We start from the raw sequence: 22,143 nt of genomic DNA, 5'->3' as shown, positions 1-22,143 counted from the left end.
GGGCCTGGAATCAAGGGGTTGGAAGAGGTGGAGGTGCCCGTGAAATGGCCTTCCGGGCGCCGGGACGTTATGCAGCGCCCCTTCCTCGTCACCCAGGTGTTGCACGGCATATGGCGTCTCTCGTCGAAGGTCTGAAGGTCCGCTACCTCCCGCAGCCCGAGTGGGGCGTGGGGCATCTGCTGTCGCTGCAGGAGCAGGGGGCCAAGGCCCTCATCGCCTTCCCGTCCCGCGAGGATGCGCCGGTGCTGGTGTCCACGCGCGGCGGTGCGCTGGTTCCCTACCAGCTGCCCAAGGGCGAGCCCATCCAGACGCCGAAGGGACGCAAGGCCACCATCCTGGGCGAGGAGCCGGGCGCGCGCGGACTGCGCCGCTACGTGGTGCGCTTCGAGGACACGGGCGAGGAGGACGAGCTGCCGGAGTCGGAGGTGCGTGCGCTGGCGCCGCGCTCCGACCTGTTGTCCACGCTGCGCGACGGGCGGGTGGGGGACGCGAAGGCGTTCATGCTGCGCAAGCAGGCGCTGGTGCTGGACGACGAGCGCCGGGGTGACGCGCTGGGCGCGCTGCTGGCCAGCCGGGTGATGGTGAAGCCGCACCAGGTGGGCGTGGTGCAGCGCGTGTTGTCCGCGCGCCGGCCGCGCTTCGTGCTGGCGGATGAAGTGGGCCTGGGCAAGACGATTGAAGCGGGCATGGTGTTCAGCGCGCTGCGGCTGGTGGGCCTGGCGCGCCGCTGCCTGGTGGTGGCGCCCAGCCACCTCACCGTGCAGTGGCTGGTGGAGCTGTTCCACAAGTTCAACCAGCTCTTCACGCTGATGGACTCGGACCGCTACGAGCAGTCGCTGAAGGAAGCGCCGGACGTCTCTCCGTGGGCGCGCTTCCCGCTGGTGGTGACGAGCCTGGAGCTGCTCAGCCGCACCCGCGAGCACCGCGAAGAGGTGGCCGCCGAGGACGCCTTCTGGGACCTGGTCATCATCGACGAGGCGCACCACCTCAAGGGCGAGAAGGCCTTCGCCGCCGCGAAGGGGCTGGCCGCGAACTCATGGGGCCTGTTGCTGCTCACCGCCACGCCCATGCAGTTGGATCCGGCGGAGTACCACGGCCTGCTCACCCTCATCGACGCGGCGACGGCGCCGTCCGTGAACGGCTTCGAGGCGCGGCTCCAGCGCCAGGAGGAGCTGTCCACCGCGGTGCGCGCGCTCATGGAAGGCAAGGGCGACGGCAAGGCCGCGAAGGCCGCCGTGGCCGCGCTGGCGAAGCGCTTCCCGGAGGACGCGAGTCTCCAGACGTTGAAGGAGAAGGAGGCGCTGCTCGCGCACCTGGCGGAGACGTACAGCCTGTCGGACCGGCTGGTGCGCAACCGGCGCGCGGTGGTGGGCGGCTTCTCCACGCGCAGGCTCCACCGGCACCCGGTGCAGCTCACGCCGGAGGAGCTGACGGCGCGTGACACGGCGCTCGCCACGCTGGCGAAGGGCACGCTTCGCGGCGCGCCGCTGGCCAACGTGCTGCGGCGCCTGGAGTCCAGCCCCGCGGCGTTCATGGGCGCGGTGAAGTCCAACCCGGCGCTGAAGGGCGCGGACCTCAAGCTGACCGGCCGGGACGCGAAGCTCATCGCGTTCGTGGGCGTGCTGCGCGGCATCTGGAATGCGGAGCCGCGCGCGAAGGTGCTCGTGTTCACGGAGAGCCGCGACACGCTGGAGTCGCTCCAGTCGGAGCTGTCGCGCGAGGGCGTGGAGGCGCTGGGCTACCACGGCGATTTGCCGCTCGTGGAGCGCGACCGTCAGGTGGCGCGCTTCCGCGACCCGGAAGGCCCCCGCGTGCTCCTGTGCACGGAAGTGGGCGGCGAGGGCCGCAACTTCCAGTTCGCGCACCACCTGGTCCACTACGACCTGCCGTGGAGCCCCTCTACTGTGGAGCAGCGCATCGGCCGCCTGGACCGCATCGGGCAGGCGCACCCGGTGGAGATCCACGTCTTCGACCCCGCGGGCACGCTCGCGTCGGACGTGCTGATGCTGCTGGCGGACGCCGTGGGCGTCTTCGGTGAGACGGTGGGCGGCCTGGACGCGGTGCTGGAGGAGGTGGAGGACCGCATCGCGGACCTGGCCCTGCTGCCCCGCGAGGCGCGCGTGGAGTACGCCGCGGAGCTGAAGACCCGCGTGGAGGCGGCGCGTGAGCAGGTGAAGCGCGCGTACGACCCGCTGCTGGACGTGCGCAGCTTCGACAAGCCCGCCGTGGCCCGGCTGGTGGCGCGCGCGCAGGAGCGCATGGGGGATGAGCCTGGCGATGAGGACTCCGACGAGGAGGCTCCGCCGCTGGAGGACGGGCTGTGGAGCGTGGCGCGCGACCTGGACGAGCGCCTGGAGGAGACCGTCACGGAGCTGGCGCGCCGCGTGGGCATTGGCGTGGACACCGACGAGCAGGTGGAGGCCTTCCAGGTGGCCTTCCAGTTCGGCCACGCGCTCAACGTGGAAGGCCTGCCCGGCATCGACGTGATGCAGGACCGCACCTTGCTGGGCACCTTCTGGCGCGACACCGCCGTGGAGGCGGAGGAGCTGGAGTACTTCGCCACCGGCCACCCGCTGGTGGAGGCGCTGTTCGGCTTCCTCAAGGACGGACCCTACGGCCGCAGTGGTTTTCGCCACATCGAGAAGCGCAGCGTGAAGAAGCCCGCGCGCGGCCTGGAGCTGCTCTTCCACGTCCAGCTGCCGGAGTCCCAGGACACCTCGCCCGGTGCCCGCGTGCCCAGCCGACAGCTGGCCCGCTTCCTGGCCCGCACCCTCCTGCCCGTCGCCGTGGTGGAGGGCCCCCAGGGCCCCGTGGCGGACGTTTCCGTACTCACCGCTTTGGAATCCGACGGCAAAGCCCTGAAGGGGGATGAAGTCCACCAGGCCTTCCCTGGCTTCGGCGCCTTCGTGGACGCCGCGCTGCCCGTGGCCCAGGCCGCCGCCGAGGCGGAGCTCGGCCGGTCCGCGAAGAAGGCCCGGGCGGCCATCGAGGTGGAGCGCGACTCGGCCGCCGCCCGCCTGCGCCTCTCCCTCTCCCACCAGGGCCTGCCCCCGGAGGAGGTGGACGCCCAGGTTGACGCGGAGCGCAATCACTACGAGCGCCTGCTCCAGGCACTCGCGGGGGCGAAGGTGGCGCTGGACGCGGCCTGCGGGTTCACCCTCAATCGGTGAGTAAACAGTTATGTCACAATGGAATCGGCCCTGTCGGGGCTTCGTCCATTTGACCGATTCCCCAATCACCGAGAATCTAGGAGGAAGGCAGCCTCCCCCATGGCCCTTCCCCACCCCCCACGTCGGCAGCGCGAATCCGGTCAGGCCGCGGTGGAAGCGGCGCTGTGCATGCCGCTCGTGGTGTTCATGGTGCTGGGCTCGCTGCAGCTCTTCATGCTGCTGCAGGGCCGCATCCTGGCGCAGGTGGCGGTGTACCGCGCGGTGCGCGCGGGCAGCCTCAACCACGGCAGCTGCGAGGCGATGACGCACGCGGCGCTGGTGACGATGCTGCCCACGGTGGAGCACACGCGCACGCCCGCGCAGCTGGCCAACGCCTTTGACGAGCGCAAGCGCAACTACCTGCGCGTGCGCGGCTCGCGGGGGACGCTCTTCACCGAGGGGCCCATGGTGGAGATCGTCCGTGAGTCGCCGGATCCCGCCTGGGTGCGCAGCCTCGCGGGCGACGAGGACCTGCTGTTCGACGTGCCCACGGACTCCAATGCGGAGATGCAGCGGCGCACGCTCGAGATCCGCATGGTGGCCTGGTACTACATGCGCATCCCGTTCGCGGACTGGGTGATGAGCCGCATGTTCCTGGCCCAGTTCCACCTCAAGAACTACACGGACGCGAACCCGCTCAACCCGGCGCAGAAGCAGTCGGACTGGTGGGCGGACACCGACGTGGAGCTGGGGCCGGATGACTGGCCCGGCGGCGACCTGGGCGAGCGGATGCTGCGCTGGAACGCGCAGGGCCACTACCTGTTCCCCATCCAGGTCCACGCGGCCATGCGGATGATGACCCCGGTGAAGGCGTCGAACTTCAATGGAGGTGCCGGATGCAGCCTGCACGGCTTCTGAAGTCCGGCGCGCGCGGTCAGGCGCTGGTGCTGTTCTCGCTGACGTTCCTCCTGCTCACGCTGATGGTGCTGCTCACGCTGGGCTTCGGCATGCGCGCCAAGGAGCGCGTCGAAATCCAGATGGCGGCGGACGCGGCGGCCTACAGCCAGGCGGTGTCCACGGCGCGCACGTTCAACGCCATCGCGGTGATGAACCGCGCCCAGATTGCCCACATGGTGGCCATGGCGGGCACGCAGTCGATGATCAGCTTCGGCAGCCAGCAGTACGCCGCGCGGCAGACGTCCCCATGTGCCATGCCCGGCAACGACTGGTCCGCCCTGGACCAGGCGGCGGCCACGCAGGTGCAGATGCTGCAGGGGCGCGCGAGCTCCATGTTCCGCGCGGAGCTGGCCATCTACAACCATCTGGTGGGCACGCACCTGGCGAACCAGAACCTCACCCGGCTCATCGCCAAGGAGATCAACCCGGAGCTGGCCGCCCAGCCCGAGGGCGCCAACAAGTCCCTGTCGGAGGTGTCCGGCGGCGCGTCCTCCGGCTCCAGCTACGACGACCTGATGCAGCAGGAGAAGACGGGCTCGGTGCCGGCGACCTCCGGCGCGGTGATGCCCACGGGCGGAGGCCAGGGCACCGCCACGCTCAACGCCACCATGGGCAGCCTGGGCTGGACGTGGGTGCACAACCGGGGGAGCGGCAGCGCGGGCTTCGGCTCTGGCGCCGCCGCGCACAACCCGGGCTTCCATCACTACGGCAGCGCGTCCGCGATGGACTCCTCCACCTACCAGACCATCTCCGGCCGCAACTCGTGGGCGCACGACCACGGCCGCGCCGTCACCGGCATCTGCCCGGACGGGACCCCCTACACCGCCGGGGCGACGGACGCGTGGGTGATGTCCGACGAGCGCCAGTCCCTCGAGGACCAGCACGTCTACGGCGCGAAGGCGCCGCCCGGCCAGGGCGCGGAGAACAACACCACCGTGGATGAACGCCACACGCTGGGCGCCTGCGTGGTGTGCCCCGGCATCTGGCCTTATTCGGTGGGCTTCAACGCGGGGCTCCTGCACGGCAACGCCGACGAGAACGACTACGGCCAGCCCAAGCTGTACGCGATGCTCCACCGCGACTACGCCAGCGACGCGCGCCGCGCGAAGCCGGACCCCTGGAACCTGCTGTTCACCTTCAAGTTCGCGAACCAGGAGACGGAGTTCGACAACGCCGCGCCGCTCGGGCGCATCCTGCCCACCGGCCGCGAGGACGTGCAGCGCAACCAGGTGGCCCTGGCCGCGGGGCTCGCCTACTACCACCGGCCCCGGCCGGCGGCGGTGGGCGGCGGTTGGGAGGAGCCGCCCAACTTCCTCAACCCCTTCTGGCGCGCCACGCTGGTGAGCACCGAGGGCGCCCGCGACGACAAGCCCGCGAACAGCCTGCAGCAGGCGGGCTTCTCCGAGCACGCGGAAGCGCTGCGCCGCCTGGACAACGCCGGCTACCGGGGCGGCAGCAGCACGGGAGGGAAGTACTGATGCGCGCGCGCGCTTCCACGTCGCGCCGGGGACAGGCGCTCGTCGAGACGGCCCTGGGCTCCATGGTGTTCGTCACCATCCTCCTGTTCGGCATCTACTTCGCGGAGGTGGGCGCGCTGACGCTCAAGGTGCAGGAGGCCGCCAACTTCGCGCTGTGGGAGGCCACCGGGCACGTGATGCACAACCCGCAGGCCGGCGTCTTCCAGCGCGCCAACGCGGAGGCCCTGGCGTCGTCGGAGGCCGCGGGGCGCTACCAGGACTTCGACGGCCGGGCCAGCCACGCCAGCGGCGCGATGACCTTCCAACTGGCCATCGCGCGCGCCACGCGGGTGAACGTGGACTGCGAGCCGACGCGGCCCGCGGGCAGCCCCGTGGGCATCCTGGGCACCCGCCCGGTGGACGCGGATCCAGGCTCGACGGCGCTGGGGCTGGCCATGGCCACCCAGTCCGACGGCATCTCCTGCAACGCCTCCACGACGTTGCGCGCGGAGCGGCTGGGCAACTTCATGGAGCCGGAGTTCTTCAAGGTGTCGCACCGGCTCGCCAGCGACCAGTTCCGCGTGTGCGCGGCGGGGCGCGCGTCGGGCGGGCGCTGCACCCGGCGCTTCTTCATGCTGCTGGATGACTGGGGCCTGTCCTCCGTGGCGGAGGGCCGTGAGTGCCCGCTCATGATCGACAGCGGGGGCACCTGCGGGAACGTGGACTACTACGGGTGGGCCGAGCGCGTGTACCGCGAGAACGGCGGCGGTGGGAGCGCCGGCGCCGCGCTGATGGCGGGCGTGGGCGCGGTGGGCGGCGTGAACGAGGACCAGTTCTTCATGAGCTTCCGCGGCTCGGAGAGCAACTACGAGCAGAGCATCGGTGGCTCGCACGCGGGCAACCAGACCGTCTGGGAGACCACCCCCTTCGTGGCGGACAACCTCTCCCCCACCTACCGGAACGACGGCCGGCGCAACAAATGGCTGGGAGGCGTGCCGCATTGATGCGCGCCGGGCGCGTGGCGGGAGCGGTGCTCTCGCTGCTGCTGGGGCTGTCCGCCCAGGCGGCTCCCGACGCGGGCGTGCCGGACGCGGGCGTGCAGCAGGCCGCGCCGCGCTTCGCGTGGCCCCGGCTCCAGGTCATCGCCCACGTGGAGTCCAGCGACATCGTGGAGGCGGGTGGCATCCCGGTGGCGCTGCGCGCGGTGCACGTGAAGGAGAACATCCGGGACCTGGTGCAGCGCTTCGCGGACGCGTTCCGCGACGGCGGCCTCTACGTGCCGCCCGGCAAGGAGCAGGCGCAGTACGCGAACAACGCGGCCATGCTCACCGCGTTGGATCCAAAGCGGCGCATCACCTACACCGTGGTGATGATGCCGCAGCCGGATGGCACCACCACGCTGTACCTGGGTGAGGCCAACCACGCGCTGGCGCGTCCACAGGAAGCGGCGGGGGACTTCGCGCCACTGCCGCCGCAAGCGAACGGCGTGCTGCGCGTCAACGCGGAGGGCTCACGCACGCTCACCTTCCAGGTGCCGCTCACGGGCCCGCAGGTGGACGCCTTCTACGACGACGCCCTGGCGAAGGCCGGGTGGAAGCGCGGCGATGAGCCCGGCCTGTACTCGCGGCCCGGCGCGGAGCTGCGGCTCACGCACCAGCCCTCCAAGGAGGGTCAGCGCGACGTGGTGCTCATCCACCAGCAGCGCGCGCGCTGATCAGGCGCGCAGCTTCTCGCGCAGCACCTTGGCGCGGCCCTGCATGTCGGGGTCCAGGCCGGTGAGCTCGATGGACTTCAGCCGCTGGTCCAGGCTCTTGGGCAGCTTCTTCTGGAGCGTGCCCGCCTCCTGGAGCGACTCCAGCTTCGCCAGCGCCTTGTCCACGATGCGCTCGCGCGGGTGGTCCAGGAGGCTGTCGAGGAAGTACGCGTCCTCGGGCAGGTCCGGATACTTCTCCAGGTAGTCCACCACGCCCTTCACCCAGTCCGCGCGCGTCTCCGACTCCTGCACCTTGCGCAGGGCGTCCTTCTGGGCCTTGCGCTTGCCTTCGGGGTCGAACGTCTTCGCGAGCCCTTCCGGCAGCTCGCCGCCGGTGAAGAGGGCGTCCGCGGCCGTCTTGTATTTCTGGTAGCTGGCGCTGCGCTCCAGCTTCTGCTGCGCCGGGTCGTCCTGGCGCGAGTGGTACTTGCTCTTGCCGCGCTGCGCGTCCAGCTCGCGGTAGGACTTGTTGCGCTTGCCGGTGAAGCCACCACCGTCGTTGTCGTCTCGGGCCATCTTCATCTCCCCTTGCGGGCGCGCCACAGCGCGACCAGTCCCCGCCGGACGAGGGTGCGCACCTGCGCCAGCTCCTCGGGGGCGAGGGGGTGCTCCTCGTCCTGCTCCGCCTCGAACAGCGCTTCCGTCACGTACTCCTGGAGGGCATCCGGCGCGGGCGGCGCATCCGGCTCCCTGTCCAGGGCCCTGGCATCCACGGCCGAGAGCCCCGGCGGCCAGCCCAGCTCCAGCATGGAGTGCAGCTCGAAGAGCAGGTGGCGGGCGACCCCATAACCTTCGTCCGTGAGGCCAGCGGCGTCAAGCGCACCCAGCAGGCTGTCCTGCCGGTTCTCGTAGGCATGCATCAGCCGCGTGCGCGCCTTGTCGTCGTCCTCCAGGTAACGCCAGGCGGCCTCCACGAATTCGCTGGAGGGGTCGTCCGGATGGAAGGGCGTGGGTGGCTGCAGCCGCTCCTTCTTCGGGCGCGGCGGGCGGGGGCCGTCCTCCGGCCGCACCGTCTTTCCCTCCAGCACCACGTCCCAGAGCCCCAGCAGGTTCTGGTACAGGCGGCGCGCCAGCTCCGGGTCCGGGAAGCGGGGCTCCCCGTCGAAGAGGGTGGGAATCACCTGGCCGGCATCGGCGCCTTCCGCGCGCGCCTCCTGCATGCGCTCGAGCACGTCGGCGGTGTCGCAGGGACTGCCAGCCAGCTCCAGCAGTCCGTCGAGCGTCTGTGCACCCTCGAACTGGCGGATGAAGTCGGGGGCTCGGTTCTTGGAACGGCTCATCGTGGAATGGACGGTAGGCACAAGGCGGGCATCCACGCACGGGGCAATCACACCGGAGCGGGCGTCGCTTCCGTTTCGGGCGCGGCGCCCCTACTCTGCGGCAGTCATGGCCGTGGAAACTTCGTCCGACCCCTTGAAGTCCGCGATGCAGGAACTCTACCGCGCTCGCGCGGTGGAAGGACCGCTGGGGGAGAACGGCCTGCGCACCGTCTGGCACCTGTCTCCCCAGGGCGCGGAGCTGATGTCCCTGGTGGACGAGGACGGCCGGGTGCGCCGCCAGGAGCTGACGCTCTTGGATGAACACTGCATCTGGGCCAGCGGACAGGGCGTGCGCACGGGCCGGGTGGAAGCCGGCGAGGCGCGGCCCGTGTCCACGGAGGTGCGCGCGGACCCGGAGCTGGTGCCGCAGCGGCTGGTGCGCGCCGCGCAGGCGCTCGCCACCTACGAGGGCCAGGACCGTTACATCCTGCACATGCAGCGCGTGCTGGCGCTCGCTCGCGAGGGGCTGGAGATGTCCAGCGTCACGTCGCCAGAGCACCTGGCGGACCCGTCAGGCCGCAACCCCGGCACGCGGGACACCGTCGCCACCCGGACCGTGACCTTCACGCCGGTGGCGCCGCCTCCGCGCGAAGCCGCTCCCGCCGCCGTCGCTTCAGCGCCCGCGCCGCGGGTGGCCCCGGAGCCGGAGCCGCTGGTGCTGCGGCACGGTCAGCCGCTGCCCAACGAGGTCCTGCCCCCGGTGGTGCGCAAGTCGGAGGGGCTGGTGATGGTGGCCGTCTTCGGCTTCGCCGTCGTGGTGGGGCTCGTCATGCTGTACGTGCTGACGCGGGGAAGCTGAGCCGCACGGGCGAGCGCTCGCCCATCAGGTGTGTCACGTCCGCGTCGGTGGGAACGGGGCCGGACGTCCTGCGGCCGGTGGTGACGCGCTCCGGGCCCAGCGTGGTGTGCAGCGGGTGCGCGTCCAGCACCAGCAGCACGGCCACCGCGGCGGTGAGCACCAGGCCGCCCACCCAATCCAGCGCGCGGGTCCGCCGGGCCTCCGCCGCGCGGTACGTCATCAGCCAGGCGCAGCCCAGCACCAGCAGGCAGGAGAAGCAGCTCCAGCGCACCGTGCGCAGCCGCGCCGCCTGCGCCATGCCCTCCGCCATCAGGTCCGGGCGGAGCGCGCCGGGAGCCCGAGACAGCCGGGACAGCAGCGTGAAGAGGTGGTGCGCCTCCAGCGTGCCCACCACCGCCATGCCCGCCAGCGCCGCGGACACCAGGCTGCCCAGCAGCAGGCTGCGGCGCGTGTTGTCGTGGACCACGCGCGCCGTGTTGTAGCGCGCCATGCCCAGCGCCACCGACAGCGCGCCCAGCAGCACCGCGCTCGTCCAGGCCCCCAGCAGCCGGGGGGCCATCGCCTTGCCCAGCCCCGCCGTCAACGCGATGCCCGCGTCCGTGGCGGACACCATCGGCAGTGCCACCTGCATCCGCTCCAGCGCCACCTCCGTGCCCAGCAGCCCCAGCGTCCACGGCACCGTCGCCATGCCCACCATCACCGCCAGCGGCACCGTGCGGCCCATCAGCGTGGAGCCCGTCGCCAGCATGAGCAGGGGCACCTCCACCACCAGCGTCAGCACCAGCAGCGCCGCGAAGGGCCCCGCGGAGCTCACCACGCTCATCAGGCCGGCGGGACTGCCCAGGAGCACCGGCAGCGTGCTCCCCAGCACGCACACCGTGGTGGGGACGGCCAACGCCACGACGAACGGCCCGGGCGCGACGTGAGGTCTGACTGGAACAAGCATTTCCAGTGAGAATAGGGGGTCTGTGATTCCTTGTAATTCAGACGGGGGGACGGCCCACGAGCCAGTACACGACAGAGCAGACGGCGCCGGCCACGGGAGCCAGCACGATGCTCCAGAGAAGTGTCTGGCCGCAGTCCGCGCCTTCGCAGCCGATGCGCCCGTAGGCGAGCACGCCACCGGTGAGCATGGGCAGGTGCATGCCCGCGATGAACAGGCCCAGGCCGCGCAGCACGAGCCCCCGGTACCAGGGCCGCGTCCACAGCCGGAAGACGAGCGGGACGAGCACCAGCGTGCCGGTGAACGCGGCGGCCAGCGCGAAGTGCCGGGCGGCCACCGCGACGCACGCGCCCGCGGCCAGCAGCAGGGCGGGCACCAGCAGGAGCGCGTTGAGCGACAGCGGCTCTCGTTCGCGGGGCGGCGTCTGGGGCATGGGCCAGGGCGGAAGGCTCGCAGGGCGTGCCCGGTCGCGCAAGGTCAGCGATGGCGTGGAGCGAATGGGCACGGGACCCATGAACACCTCTTCGGAAGCGAAGGCCATGGCCCCGCGGGGCGGCGTTCAGGCGGCGACGGCGCCTTCGCCCAACAGGCGCGCATAGCGGCCCCGCAGCGCGAGCAGCTGCTCGTGCGTGCCGGCCTCCACCACCTGTCCGCCCTCCACCACGGCGATGAGGTCCGCGTCGCGCACGGTGCTGAGCCGGTGCGCGATGACCAGCACCGTGCGGCCCTTCATCAGCGCCTGGAGCCCCGCGCCCACCGCAGCCTCGCTGGTGGCGTCCAGGGCGCTCGTGGGCTCATCCAGCAGCAGCAGTGACGGGCGGCGCAGGAACGCGCGCGCCAGTGCCAGCCGCTGCCGTTGTCCGCCGGACAGGCGGCTGCCCCGCTCGCCCACGGGCTCATCCAGGCCGCCGGGCAGCGCCCGCACGAAGTCCTCCGCGTGCGCCAGCCGCAGCGCTTCCCACAGCGCGTCGTCCGTCGCGTCCGGCTGGCCCAGGCGCAGGTTGTGGCGCACGGTGCCGGAGAAGAGCACCGGCTCCTGCGGCACCCACGCCATCTGCGCGCGCACGCTGGACGCCTTGAGCGAGGACAGCGGCACGCCGTCCCACTTCACTTCACCGCCGCTCGGCGGCAGGAAGCCCAGCAGCACGGAGAACAACGTCGTCTTGCCCGCGCCGGACGGGCCCACCAGCGCCACGCGCGCGCTGGCGGGAATCGTCAGGTCCACGCCCTTCAGGGCCTCGCGTCCGTCCGAGTAGGTGGCGCGCACGCCGGACAGCTCCAGGGCGCGCGACAGGGGAGGGGCCTCCGCGCCCACGTCCGGTGGCACCGGCGAGTCCGCGAGGGAGAACAGGCGCTCCGCCGCCGCCAGCCCGGTGAGCACCTGGGACAGCGTGCCGCTCAGTGACTTCACCGGCTGGTAGAGCAGCAGCGCCGCCGCCATGAAGGACAGGAGCCGCCCGGCCAGCGTCGGGTCCATGGACACCGCGCGAGCGCCCCACGCCACCGCCACCGCCACGCCGACGATGCCCAACAGCTCCACCGTGGGGCTGAAGGCGCCGCGGATGAAGAGCGAGCGGCGCATCTCCGTGAGGTACGCCTCCGCCTCCGCGTCGAAGGACTCCAGCGCGCGGGGTACCGTGCCGTAGGCCTGCACCACGGGGAGGTTCTGCAGCTGCTCGGCGGTGATGGCGCTGAGCGCGCCCAGGTTGGCCTGCGAGCGGGTGGCCACCTTCTTGAGCGACCGCGCGAAGCGGCTCACCGGCACCACCGTCACGGGCACGACGACGAACGTGAAGAGAAAGAGTTTCGCGTCGATGAGGAAGCAGGTCGCCAGCAGTGCGCAAATCTGGAGCCCATCCCTTACGTACGATGACAGCGCCTGGGTGACGGAGAACTCCACCAGGGGTACGTCCGAGGTGAACCGGGAGACAAGTTCGCCAGAGTGGCGCTGCTCGAAGAAAGCCGGAGGCTGGGCGAGCAGGCGGCCATAGAGGAAGCCCCTCAGGTCGGCCATCACCCGCTGGCCCAACCGCTGCATCAGGCCCCCCTGAAGGAACTGGGCGGTGGCCTTCACCAGCGCCACCGCGACGACCAGCAGGGGCAGCCGGGACAGCAGGGCCTCCGGCGCCAGGGTCATCCCCGCGACGGTGACGGGGGCGCCGGTGAGGACGGCGCGCAGCAGGGGCCCGACGATCCACGCGTACGCGGCGGTAGCGGCCGCGGCGGTGAGCGAGGCGAGCGTGCCCGCGAGAAGCAACCGGCGGTACGGGCTCAGGTAGCCCAGGAGCCGGCGATAGACGTGCGCGGAGGGACGGGGGGCCACGGAGGGGGCGCACTCTGTCACCGAGGCGACGGTGTCGTCCAAGTGAAAGGGAAGTGGGAAGCGCGCGTGCATGGCCGCCCGCCCCACGGCCGGTCAGGGAGCGCTCGCGCCCGCCTGCGTTGCCGCATCCCACACACGCGGACAGCTTGAGATGCGCCATGGAAACCAACACTGAGAAAGAAGTCCTGTTCAATCCCGGCTGCGAGTCGGTCGTGGATGACGAAGATCGCCGCCGTCTGCTCTGGCTGATGGCCGAGTACTTCCGGACCATTGGTTACTCGGACATCAAGGCCCGGCTCCCTGGCTTCATGCCGCCGCCCGTGCTCTCCGGAACCATCGAGGACCACCGGCCGGACTTCACCTGTCGCCAGTCCGACTCCGCCCGCACGCCCATCATCCTGGAGATCGTCACCCCGGGCATGGTGGATGATCCGACCGCGGAGAACCGCTGGAGCCTGCTGGCGAGCGCCGCGAAGCTCTACAACGCGGAGCTGCACTTCGTGGTCCCCAAGTGGTCCATGAACGGCCCCGTGGACCCGGCCCTCAAGCGCCGGCTCGCCCGCATGGAGCTGACGGTCAACCGTGTCTGGACCGTGTAGCGGCAGACCCCCTGCGTCACACAGGGTTGGACCCCGGCCTGGATTGCTGGCGTGTTTCGCTGCGTTATAGTGACTCCGATTCTCTACGCAGCTTGAAAACGCCAGCAAATTCCAGGGGTTCGATTCAATGGCAGGGGCCGCAGGGCAGAAGCGCGACTACTACGAAGTCCTCGGCGTCCAGAAGAGCGTTACGGCGCAGGACCTGAAAAGCGCGTTCCGGAAGGTCGCGTTGCAGTACCACCCGGACCGCAACCCCGGGAACCACGAGGCCGAGGAGAAGTTCAAGGAAGCCTCGGAGGCCTACGAGGTCCTGAGCGATCCAGACAGGCGCACGAAGTACGACCGTTTCGGACACGCGGGCAATCCCTTCGGGGACGCGGGCGGCGGCTTCCAGGGCGTCAACATCAACGACATCTTCGGAGAGATTTTCGGCGACATCTTCGGGGGTGGCGGCGGGCGTGGCCGGCAGCGTCAGAGCCGGGGCGCGGACCTGCGCTACAACCTGGAGATCAGCTTCGAGGAGGCGGCGTTCGGCTGCCGCCCGAAGGTGACCATCCCCCGTCCGAAGAAGTGCGAGACCTGCTCCGGCTCCGGCAGCAAGAGCGGCGCGGCGCCCCGGCAGTGCGCGGCGTGCGGCGGCAGCGGGGAGCTGCGCTACTCGCAGGGCTTCTTCGCGGTGTCGCGGCCGTGCGGTGACTGCGGCGGTTCCGGCGCCACCATTCCGGATCCGTGCGCCAAGTGCCGGGGCTCTGGGAAGACGCCGTCGGAAGAGGTCATCGAGGTCGCCATCCCGGGCGGCGTGGACAACGGCACGCGCGTGCGTTTGTCCGGCATGGGCGAGCCGGGAGACCGGGGCGCGCCCCCGGGTGACCTGTACGTGACGGTCATCGTGCGCGAGCACCCGCTGTTCCAGCGCGAGGAGTACGAGGTCTTCTGCGAGGTGCCGGTGTCCTTCACGCAGGCGGCGCTGGGCGCGAAGATCGACGTGCCCACGCTGGACGGCAAGGTGAAGATGACCATTCCGCAGGGGACCCAGTCCGGCAAGGTGTTCCGCCTGAAGGGCAAGGGCATCCCGCACCTGCACAGCCAGCAGCGCGGGGATCAGCACGTGCGCGTCATCATCGAAACGCCCACGGAGCTGTCCTCCAAGCAGCGCGAGCTGCTGGAGCGCTTCGCGGAGGTGTCCGGCGAGGAGACCCATCCCCAGTCGAAGACCTTCTTCGACAAGGTGAAGGAACTCTTCGGCTGATTCACCTGCGACGTTTCCCTTCTCCCGTGGAGGAGAAGGGAAGCGTCGTTCATGGCGACGGAGGCTGGCTTGTCAGCCAGAACCAGTCGCCATTGCTTCGAAGCGCCCCCTCTATGAAGTTCGCGAAGGTGCTGGCGATCTCCGGGCAATATTCGGGATCGGGAAACATCTCGCGATAGCCATCGCGAAGTGGATATCGGCCAGCTCGTGCGGAACCGACATCCAGGATGATGCAGTTGCCGTCCTTGACCGCGCAGATGGACCACCAGTCAGCGGGTCCTCTGTCGTCGGTGTCCTTCCCGCGGATCGCGACGCGCGCGCGGACGATTTGCGCGAGCGGATGGAATCGAAACGGGGGATCGATGTGGTCGAAGAGATCCGCGCCGTCGCAGTGCAGGTAGAACGCACGCAGGTCCGGATCCAACCTCCAACCCACCCGCTGCTCGAAGGCTTCGATCTGCTCGGCCGTAGCGGGCGGATTCGGAAAATGCCGCTGGGAAATCTCCAGCAGCATCGCGTTCATCGGGTCTGGCTCATTCGCCATAGGGATAATCGACTCCCACGCCATTCCACGGCGGCGCTCCGGCATAGCACTGGCCATAGGAGTCCGTGACGTACTGGTGGAGGTCCTGGGGCAGCGGAATCACGTTGTCCCAGTCGACAGGGTTGCCACCATGACCCAGGTCGAAGACGTGGTGCCCCTGCCAGGGTGTACCGCCCGCGTCGCTCGGCCAGGCCCCCATGCGCTTCGCCCACTCACGACGGAAGGTGTCGCGGATGTTGTTCCAGCGACTGCGGCTCGCTCGTGTCATGGCCGGTGCAACGGGGGTGTAGTTGCAGCAGCAGTGCGTCACGCCGTATCGGCTGCCCGCGTGGACAACAGGCCCTTCGAAGTCCATCTTGATGTCAGCCAGCCAGATGCACCCCATGAGCACATTGCCCGTCGCCGCGCACTTGCTCTCGCAGGAGCGCATGAACGTGGGTCTGCATTGCCATGGGCCATAGTGGATGACCGTGCGGAAATGGCCCCCTCCGGGAACGGCTACCTGGGGGCCCACCCACTTCCGACCAGGGCCCACCAATGAGGGGGTGATCGAGCCGCAAGCCGTGGAGGCAAGCACCAGGGCCACCATGGCGAGGATGCTCCATCGCGGGGACCTGGAAGAGTGGGGTTCCACGGCCACGATGTTAGATCGTCCGCGACCTGCGACGTGATGTGTCCATGGTCGCCCGCCGGGCGTGCGGCCGGGGCCACGCGGTGGCGTGGCTCCGGGGCCGCACGGAGTGGGGAGGGCAGGGGTTTCCCCTCGGTGACGCACGCGGGCATGCGCGGTGCATTGAAGCGGACGTTCCAGGGGAATCTTCCCCCCGCTCAAGTGTCGACGGAGCCGCACCCGCGCTGCTATGCACCTCGCCATGGAAGTCCTCTCCGCATCGCGCCGCGCGCTTGTCGCCGCGCTGGCCCTGACGTTGACCGCCTGCCCCAAGACGCCTTCCCGCACTGACAGCCGGGACGACACCTCCGGGGGCGACTCCACCCAGCCCGATCGCCCGCGCGTGGAGGTGAAGCAGGACGCCACCGCGAACGCCGCGCTCGCGCAGGCCCGCACCCAGGCGCAGTCGAACCCGGACAAGAAGCAGGCCGCGGAGGCCTACCTGTCCGTGCGCAAGGCGTACCCCGCCACCACCGCCGGCCAGGACGCGCTCTACAACGCGGGCGTCCTCTACTTCGAGGCGAGGGACTACGCGAACGCGCGCAAGAGCTTCAACGAGCTGCTCTTCGAGAACCCCCTCTACGCCCAGGCCGATGACGCCAAGCACAAGCTGGCCGTCTCCGCCATGGAGGTGGGCGCCTACCGCGACGCGTACCAGACGCTCACCAGCCTGGCGGAGCGCGCGGAGGGCGCGGAGAAGGAGCAGCTGCTGAGGGAGGCCGCGCGCGCGGCGGAAGGCGCGGGCCTGTACACGCAGGCGCTGTCCTCCGCGGTGAAGGAAGCGGGCGACGCCCGGACGGATGAGGAGAAGGCCGCCGCGGTGAAGAAGGTGGAGCAGCTGGTGGAGGGCCGCGCCAGCTTCCTCGACATCGCCCGCGTGCAGGAGGGGCTGTCCCCGTCCAACCCCGCGTGGCCGGTGCTCCAGTTCAAGCTGGCGCGCATCTACTACCACCTGCGTGACTGGTCCCGCCTGGAGGAGACGCTCCAGACGTTCCTGCGAGATGCGCCCAACAGCACCTTCGCGCCGCAGGCCAAGGAGCTGCTCGCGCGCGCCACCCGCCGCGTGGAGGTGCGTCCGCGCACCGTGGCGGTGCTGCTGCCCATGTCGGGCCGCTACCAGCCCATCGGCGAGGCGGTGCTGCGCGGCGTGAAGCTGGGCCTGCAGGGCAGCGACATCGAGCTGGTGGTGAAGGACACGCAGGGCGACGTCAACAAGACGGGCACGGCGATGGAGCAGCTCGCGTTCGACGACGGCGCCATCGCGGCCCTGGGCCCGCTGCTGGTGGACGACACCAAGCGCGCGGCGCTGCTGGCGGAGGAGCTCCAGGTGCCGCTGCTGACGCTGAGCCGTCAGGAGGGCATCACGGACATTGGCCCGTACGTCTTCCGGAACATGCTGACGAACTCCGCGCAGGCGCGCGCCATCGCGGACTACGCGATGAACGTGAAGGGCTACAAGCGCTTCGCGGTGCTCTACCCGAACATCCCCTACGGTGTGGAGCTGGCCAACGAGTTCTGGGACGACGTGGTGTCACGCGGCGGCGTGATGCGCGGCGCGGAGTCGTACTCGTACGACCAGACCACGTTCACCGGTGAAGCGAAGCGCCTGGTGGGCCGCTACTACCTGGAGGACCGCGGCGACTACGCGGAGGCCGTGCGCGACGTGCAGGGCGAGAAGATCACGGACGCGTACCGCCGCCGCAAGGCCATGGAGAAGGCACGCAGCGGCGTGGAGCCCATCATCGACTTCGAGGGCCTCTTCATCCCGGACGACTGGCGCCGGGTGAGCCTGGTGACGCCCGCGCTCGCGGTGGAGGACATCGTCACCAACGCGTGCGACCCGCGCGACCTGGAGCGCATCCGCAAGACGACGGGCAAGAAGGACCTGAAGACCGTCACGCTCTTCGGCACCAACCAGTGGTCCAGCCCCAAGGGCCGCTCGGGCCTGCCGGAGCTCCTGGAGCGCGGCGGCAAGTTCGTCACCTGCTCGGTGTACGTGGACGGCTTCTTCGTGGACTCGCAGCGGCCGGCCACGCAGAAGTTCGTGAAGAGCTACCGCGACGCGTACCGCGAGACGGGCCGGGACCCGGGCCTGCTGGAGGCCATCGGCTACGACTCGGCGCGCATGGTGCGGCAGGTGCTGGACAAGCAGCGGCCCAACACGCGCGCGGCGATGCGCGAGGCCCTGGCGGGACTGAAGGACTTCGACGGCGCCACCGGCCGCACCTCGTTCAACGACAAGCGTGAAGCGGACAAGCAGCTGTTCCTCTTGTCCGTGGACAACAAGGGCGTGAACGAGATCAACGTGGACAAGGAGAAGGCCGCCGTCCGCGGGTCGGGTTCATGAGACAGCGCACCGGGGGCTTCGTCCTCGCGGGCGTGCTGACGCTCACGGGCTGCGCGCACACCGCCGTGGGCCTGGCGCCGGACACGCTGGGACGGTTGGAGTCCACGTCCGGAGGCTTCCTCTCCGGCACGGTGGAGGGCTTCGACGCGGAACCCACCGTCCTCAACCGCAAGGACTTCATCTGGGCGCTGGACTTCGCGCCGCGCGGCCAGCGCGTGGCGTACACGCGCCTGGGGGACAATGCGTACCACGTCTCCATCTGGGACCTGTCGCCCGCCGCGGCGAAGTCCGGTGACGCCCGCGCGCCGGTGATGCGCGCGGATCCCTCGGTCAACGTCCAGCAGTACGACCTGGAGGGCGTGACGTTCTCGCCGGACGGCTCGCGCGTGGCCACGGTGAGCCGCAGCGGCGCGGTGCAGCTCTTCGACGCGGCGACGGGCTCGCAGGTGGTGGCGCTCGCCACGGAGGAGCCGCTGGTGTCGGTGGCTTTCCACCCGGATGGCAAGTGGCTGGCGGTGGGCAGCGCGCAGGGCCTGGTGTCCCTGCTGTCCGTGCCGGAGCTGTCGTTCGGCGCGGAGGCGCGGCTGCACGTGGGGCCGGTGAGCGCGCTGGCGTTCGCGGCGGACGGGACGCTGTACTCGGGCGGCTGGGACGGGCACGTGCGCGCGTCGGACACGCCGGAGCAGGTGCTGAAGCCGGATGTGGCGCGCACGCACTTCGAGCGGCGCGGCGGCTTCGCTGCGGTGCAGGGCCGCGTGGACAGCGGGCCGCCGGTGGTGCTGGCGCTGGATTCGCGCACGCCGGTGGTGGTGCTCACCACGGCGGCGGCCACGGCGTCCGGTATCGACGTGGCGTTCCTGAAGGACACCGTCACCGTGCCGGGCGCGCTGGGCAACACCGTGGCGCGGCTGTCGCGTGGACGCACGCTGCGCTTCAAGCAGCTGACGCTGCCGGGCGTGGACGTGGCGGTGTGTGACGCGTGCGTGCCGCAGGGCAGCCAGGGCGTGCTGGGCGCGCCCTTCGCCGAGCGCGTGGACACGGTCTTCGACGAGACGACGGCGGAGGCGGTGCTCACGCTCAAGGGCGGCGCTCCGGAAGGGGCGAGCACGGCGATGGCACGGACGCTCACGCCGCGGCTGGACTTCACCTTCCCGGCGCACGTCAACGACGTCACCGTGGACGCGCGGGGAAAGCGGCTGGGCGTGGCCTTCAGCCAGGAGAAGGCGGAGCGCAACCGCACGGTGTACGAGCGCGAGCGCAAGGGCATCCAGGAGCCCCAGGGCCCGTGGAACGCGGGCGCGCTGGTGGATGCGGCCTCCGGTCAGGTGCTGCGCAAGTGGGAGCTGCACCACGGCGTGGTGTCCACCGCTGCCATCGCGCCGGATGGGCGCTCGCTGGCGTCGGGCGGATGGGACCGGCGCGTGTATCTCTTCGCCGAGGGCGCGCCGGAAGCGGCGGGTGAGCTGGAGTTCGGCTGGTCCGTGCGGCGCGTGCGCTTCTCGCCAGAGGGGCATCAACTGGGCGTGGCCGCGTGGACGCCGCAGAAGGCCACCGGCAGCCAGGAGAGCGACCCGGCGGCGGTGGTGGTGGGCGTGCGCTACGCGTCCCCCGCGGTCGAGGCGCGCGCGGCTCAGTAGTTGAGGAACACGGCGCTGCGCGGAACGCCGCGCTGGGCCAACTGGGCCATCACGTCCTGCACCATGTCCGACGGGCCGCACACGAACGCGATGGCGTGTTCCAGCGGCTCCTCGCCCAGGTGGGCCTGCACGTAGCCGGTGAGGCCCTGCCAGCCGCTGGCGCCGGGGCGGCTCACGGTGCACAGCACGCGCACGCCGTCCTCCAGCCACTGCTGCAGTTCGTGCTGGTACGCGAAGCCGCCCGCCGTGCGCGCGCCGAAGTACAGCGTCACCCGGCCATACGCGCCGCGCTCCTGTCGCACGGCGGCGATGACGGGGCGGATGGCGGAGATGCCGGAGCCGCTGGCGAACAGCAGCAGGTCGCGGCCGCGCGCCTTCTCCATGGGGAAGCCGGGGCCCGCCGGACGCGTCACCTCCACGTGCGCGCCCAGCGGCAGGTGCAGGAGCGCGGACGGCAGCGTGCCTTCGTCCTTGAGGAGGAACTCCCACCGCGTGCTGTTGAGGGCGGGCGGCGAGGCGATGGCGAACATGCCCGGCTGCCCACCGGGAAGGCGCAGCTGCACGTACTGTCCCGGATGGGCGTGCGAGCCCACGAGCGGCGTCCCGCCGATGTCGAGCACCCAATCGGTGAGGCCATCCGCCGCGGGGGTGCGGGCGGTGACGGTGGCTGTGTGCCAGTCGCTCATGGGGACTTTCTAACCCGTCCTCCTGGCACGTGCCTGCCCTGCTAGAGTCGTGCCCGTGAAGACCGTGTTCTGGCTGTTCATGTTCCTCGTCGGCCTGGCCGGCGTGGTGATTCCGATCACGTACCTCTACACGGCCAGCAAGCTGCCGCGGCTGGAGAGCGAGTTCGACGTCGAGAGCCAGCTGCGCCATCGCATCGAGGGCGACCGGATGAGTGTCCTGGCCGGCCGGATGGACCAGGGCATCCGGGACCGCTCGGCGGTGACGTTCACGCGGCCGGACTTCTCGCGGATGCCCAAGGACCTGGTGGCGCTCTACATCCGCCAGATTGAGTGCCCCACCTATTTCCAGACGCCGCGCGAGGATGGGCGCGCGTGGGCGTGGCGCCTGTTCGCCGGCGTGACGTTGGGCACGGCGCCTCCAGGGGACGGGGCCTGCGAGCGGCGGCTGGCCATGCGCATCGCGCGGGAGATGGGCATCGAGGGAGACCTGCAGCTGTCCGTGGCCGCGCACAGACTGCACGCCTTCTTCCAGAAGGATCAGCTCGTCGCGTACGACCTGTCCATCATCCGCTTCGAGCGCGGCGTCGTCGGCGTGGAGGACGCGGCCCGCAAGCTCTTCCACCGCGAGCTGGGAGAGCTCCAGTTGTCGGAGCTGGCGGAGCTGCAGCTCGCGCTGCCGCCGTACGGGTATTACGGCGACATCAAGGCGTGCAAGAACGCGGGCCTCATCCGGCAGAACCGCGACATGCTGTTGCAGGACCTGGCGGGCTACGCGCTGGTGAGCGAGGAGCGCGCGCGCAACGCCATCGCGCAGCCGGTGGCGTGCGTGTCGGTGAAGTAGCGGGCGGTCAGCGCCGGACTTCCGCGGGCACCTGCGGAAGCCAGCCCACCTCCAGCGCGCCCCACAGGCCCAGCAGGATGGCCTCCGCGGCGTCGTGGCGCAGCGAGGTGGGGCGGGGCGCGTGGGACCAGTCGATGACCCGCCGCGCGAGTGCGTCAGCGGCGTCCTTGGCCAGCGAGCCGCTGCGCTGCTCCCGTGCGTAGAGCAGCCGGTGCCGCCAGTCCTCCGCGGCCACGCGAAGCACGGGCAGGGCGCGGCGCAGGGCCTCGCGCTCCCAGACATCCGCGATGGGGCCACCGCCCTCCAGCACGAGCCACGCGAGCGGAGACGCGTCCTGGAGCACGGCGGGCACCGCGCGCTTGAGCCGCGCGTGCGTGCCGAGGTTCTGCGAGCGGTACCAATGAAGCCGCCCGTCCGCGCCAAAGCGCGCGAGCCCGCAGCGCAGGCCCAGGTCCACCGCGAGCAGCGCAGGACCCGGGGGCGCGGTCATGGCGTGGGCTACTTGAGGTACTGCTGCTTCCAGCCGCGGAGCTCGCTGAGGATATCCGCGCGGCCCGCCGCGTCGTCCGCGTTCTCCAGCCGCTTGATCTGCTTGTCCAGGTAGTTGAGGGCGGCCTGCTGGGTGAGCCCCTTGTGGACCTTGTTGTCGGCGTACAGGGGGCTGTTCTCGACCTGCTTCACGGTGTCGAGGATCAGGTTCTTCACGGCGGACTCGCTCGAGGACTCCGTGCGCTTGGGCACCGGGACGTCGCGGACGGTCTTCACGGCCACGGCCTTGACGGCGGGCGGCACCGGTTTCGCCGGAGGGGGCTCCTCGACGACAGGCACGGGAGCGGGCCTGTCTCTTATACACCTCTCCGAGCCCACGAG

At 70.7% G+C, this 22,143-nt stretch carries 20 protein-coding genes and 1 pseudogene; 11 read left to right on the top strand and 10 right to left on the bottom strand.

Annotation, left to right across the window (positions count from 1 at the left end; translation table 11 throughout):
- Positions 1–110 precede the first annotated feature (110 nt).
- The 5 genes from D7V77_RS05145 to D7V77_RS05125 all read left to right on the top strand — a co-directional run bounded on the left by D7V77_RS05145 (position 111) and on the right by D7V77_RS05125 (position 7,277).
- Positions 111–3,170 (top strand): helicase-related protein, encoded by a 3,060-nt coding sequence (locus D7V77_RS05145; protein ID WP_120575148.1) that lies wholly within the window; start codon positions 111–113, stop codon positions 3,168–3,170.
- A 99-nt stretch (positions 3,171–3,269) separates the two neighbouring features.
- Entirely contained in the window at positions 3,270–4,067 is a 798-nt protein-coding gene (locus D7V77_RS05140) for a TadE/TadG family type IV pilus assembly protein (RefSeq protein ID WP_120575147.1), read from the top strand.
- Complete coding sequence (locus D7V77_RS05135) at positions 4,046–5,584, top strand: pilus assembly protein TadG-related protein (RefSeq protein ID WP_120575146.1); 1,539 nt, start codon at positions 4,046–4,048, stop codon at positions 5,582–5,584. Before D7V77_RS05140 ends, D7V77_RS05135 begins: the two co-directional genes overlap by 22 nt.
- Positions 5,584–6,567 (top strand): hypothetical protein, encoded by a 984-nt coding sequence (locus tag D7V77_RS05130; protein WP_120575145.1) that lies wholly within the window; start codon positions 5,584–5,586, stop codon positions 6,565–6,567. The genes D7V77_RS05135 and D7V77_RS05130 overlap by 1 nt, the downstream gene beginning before the upstream one ends.
- Positions 6,567–7,277: a hypothetical protein gene (locus D7V77_RS05125; protein WP_120575144.1), complete on the top strand. Its 711-nt coding sequence runs from the start codon at positions 6,567–6,569 to the stop codon at positions 7,275–7,277. The genes D7V77_RS05130 and D7V77_RS05125 overlap by 1 nt, the downstream gene beginning before the upstream one ends.
- Here the strand turns inward: D7V77_RS05125 and D7V77_RS05120 are convergent, their stop codons facing one another.
- Together D7V77_RS05120 and D7V77_RS05115 are read right to left on the bottom strand one after the other, a co-directional pair.
- Complete coding sequence (locus D7V77_RS05120; RefSeq protein WP_169821335.1) at positions 7,278–7,832, bottom strand: hypothetical protein; 555 nt, start codon at positions 7,830–7,832, stop codon at positions 7,278–7,280.
- Between the two features lie 2 nt (positions 7,833–7,834).
- On the bottom strand, positions 7,835–8,596 hold the full coding sequence (locus tag D7V77_RS05115; RefSeq protein ID WP_120575143.1) for a hypothetical protein: 762 nt from the start codon (positions 8,594–8,596) through the stop codon (positions 7,835–7,837).
- Between the two features lie 145 nt (positions 8,597–8,741).
- Between D7V77_RS05115 and D7V77_RS05110 the strand changes: the two genes are divergently transcribed.
- Entirely contained in the window at positions 8,742–9,434 is a 693-nt protein-coding gene (locus tag D7V77_RS05110; RefSeq protein ID WP_233596701.1) for a hypothetical protein, read from the top strand.
- On the opposite strand, the gene D7V77_RS05105 is transcribed toward D7V77_RS05110, so the two are convergent.
- The 3 genes from D7V77_RS05105 to D7V77_RS05095 all read right to left on the bottom strand — a co-directional run bounded on the left by D7V77_RS05105 (position 9,403) and on the right by D7V77_RS05095 (position 12,700).
- Positions 9,403–10,335: a hypothetical protein gene (locus tag D7V77_RS05105; protein ID WP_126932933.1), complete on the bottom strand. Its 933-nt coding sequence runs from the start codon at positions 10,333–10,335 to the stop codon at positions 9,403–9,405. The genes D7V77_RS05110 and D7V77_RS05105 overlap by 32 nt on opposite strands.
- A gap of 82 nt (positions 10,336–10,417) precedes the next feature.
- Positions 10,418–10,891 (bottom strand): hypothetical protein, encoded by a 474-nt coding sequence (locus tag D7V77_RS05100; RefSeq protein ID WP_233596700.1) that lies wholly within the window; start codon positions 10,889–10,891, stop codon positions 10,418–10,420.
- Positions 10,892–10,936: 45 nt separating this feature from the next.
- Positions 10,937–12,700, bottom strand: a complete 1,764-nt coding sequence (locus D7V77_RS05095; RefSeq protein ID WP_120575180.1) for an ABC transporter ATP-binding protein — start codon at positions 12,698–12,700, stop codon at positions 10,937–10,939.
- A gap of 158 nt (positions 12,701–12,858) precedes the next feature.
- Here D7V77_RS05095 and D7V77_RS05090 point away from each other — a divergent pair, with 158 nt between their 5' ends.
- Positions 12,859–13,299 carry a hypothetical protein gene (locus D7V77_RS05090; protein ID WP_120575140.1) on the top strand — a complete coding sequence of 147 codons (441 nt, stop codon included), beginning with the start codon at positions 12,859–12,861 and terminating at the stop codon, positions 13,297–13,299.
- Positions 13,300–13,426: 127 nt separating this feature from the next.
- A complete protein-coding gene (gene dnaJ, locus D7V77_RS05085; protein ID WP_120575139.1) occupies positions 13,427–14,548 on the top strand; it encodes a molecular chaperone DnaJ in 1,122 nt (373 codons plus the stop codon).
- Between the two features lie 49 nt (positions 14,549–14,597).
- On the opposite strand, the gene D7V77_RS05080 is transcribed toward dnaJ, so the two are convergent.
- Both D7V77_RS05080 and D7V77_RS05075 read right to left on the bottom strand, forming a co-directional pair.
- Positions 14,598–15,071 carry an SMI1/KNR4 family protein gene (locus D7V77_RS05080; RefSeq protein WP_120575138.1) on the bottom strand — a complete coding sequence of 158 codons (474 nt, stop codon included), beginning with the start codon at positions 15,069–15,071 and terminating at the stop codon, positions 14,598–14,600.
- 10 nt (positions 15,072–15,081) lie between these two features.
- Positions 15,082–15,522, bottom strand: a complete 441-nt coding sequence (locus D7V77_RS05075) for a hypothetical protein (RefSeq protein ID WP_233596699.1) — start codon at positions 15,520–15,522, stop codon at positions 15,082–15,084.
- Between the two features lie 442 nt (positions 15,523–15,964).
- Between D7V77_RS05075 and D7V77_RS05070 the strand changes: the two genes are divergently transcribed.
- On the top strand, positions 15,965–18,109 hold the full coding sequence (locus tag D7V77_RS05070; protein ID WP_233596698.1) for a penicillin-binding protein activator: 2,145 nt from the start codon (positions 15,965–15,967) through the stop codon (positions 18,107–18,109).
- Complete coding sequence (locus tag D7V77_RS05065) at positions 18,106–19,746, top strand: WD40 repeat domain-containing protein (RefSeq protein WP_120575136.1); 1,641 nt, start codon at positions 18,106–18,108, stop codon at positions 19,744–19,746. Before D7V77_RS05070 ends, D7V77_RS05065 begins: the two co-directional genes overlap by 4 nt.
- Here the strand turns inward: D7V77_RS05065 and D7V77_RS05060 are convergent.
- Positions 19,740–20,432, bottom strand: a complete 693-nt coding sequence (locus tag D7V77_RS05060; RefSeq protein ID WP_120575135.1) for an NAD-binding oxidoreductase — start codon at positions 20,430–20,432, stop codon at positions 19,740–19,742. The two genes, D7V77_RS05065 and D7V77_RS05060, sit on opposite strands and share 7 nt — an antisense overlap.
- A gap of 55 nt (positions 20,433–20,487) precedes the next feature.
- Between D7V77_RS05060 and D7V77_RS05055 the strand changes: the two genes are divergently transcribed.
- On the top strand, positions 20,488–21,273 hold the full coding sequence (locus D7V77_RS05055) for a transglycosylase domain-containing protein (protein ID WP_120575134.1): 786 nt from the start codon (positions 20,488–20,490) through the stop codon (positions 21,271–21,273).
- A gap of 7 nt (positions 21,274–21,280) precedes the next feature.
- On the opposite strand, the gene D7V77_RS05050 is transcribed toward D7V77_RS05055, so the two are convergent.
- A complete protein-coding gene (locus tag D7V77_RS05050; RefSeq protein ID WP_120575133.1) occupies positions 21,281–21,763 on the bottom strand; it encodes a hypothetical protein in 483 nt (160 codons plus the stop codon).
- Positions 21,764–21,771: 8 nt separating this feature from the next.
- Positions 21,772–22,143 (bottom strand): annotated as a pseudogene (locus D7V77_RS05045) (serine/threonine protein kinase); the annotation flags it as partial.

The sequence above is a fragment of the Corallococcus sp. CA041A genome (assembly GCF_003612075.1).
GTDB classification, from domain to species: domain Bacteria; phylum Myxococcota; class Myxococcia; order Myxococcales; family Myxococcaceae; genus Corallococcus; species Corallococcus exiguus.
Note: the sequence above shows the minus strand (reverse complement) of the source record. Positions and strands in the feature narration are given on the sequence as shown.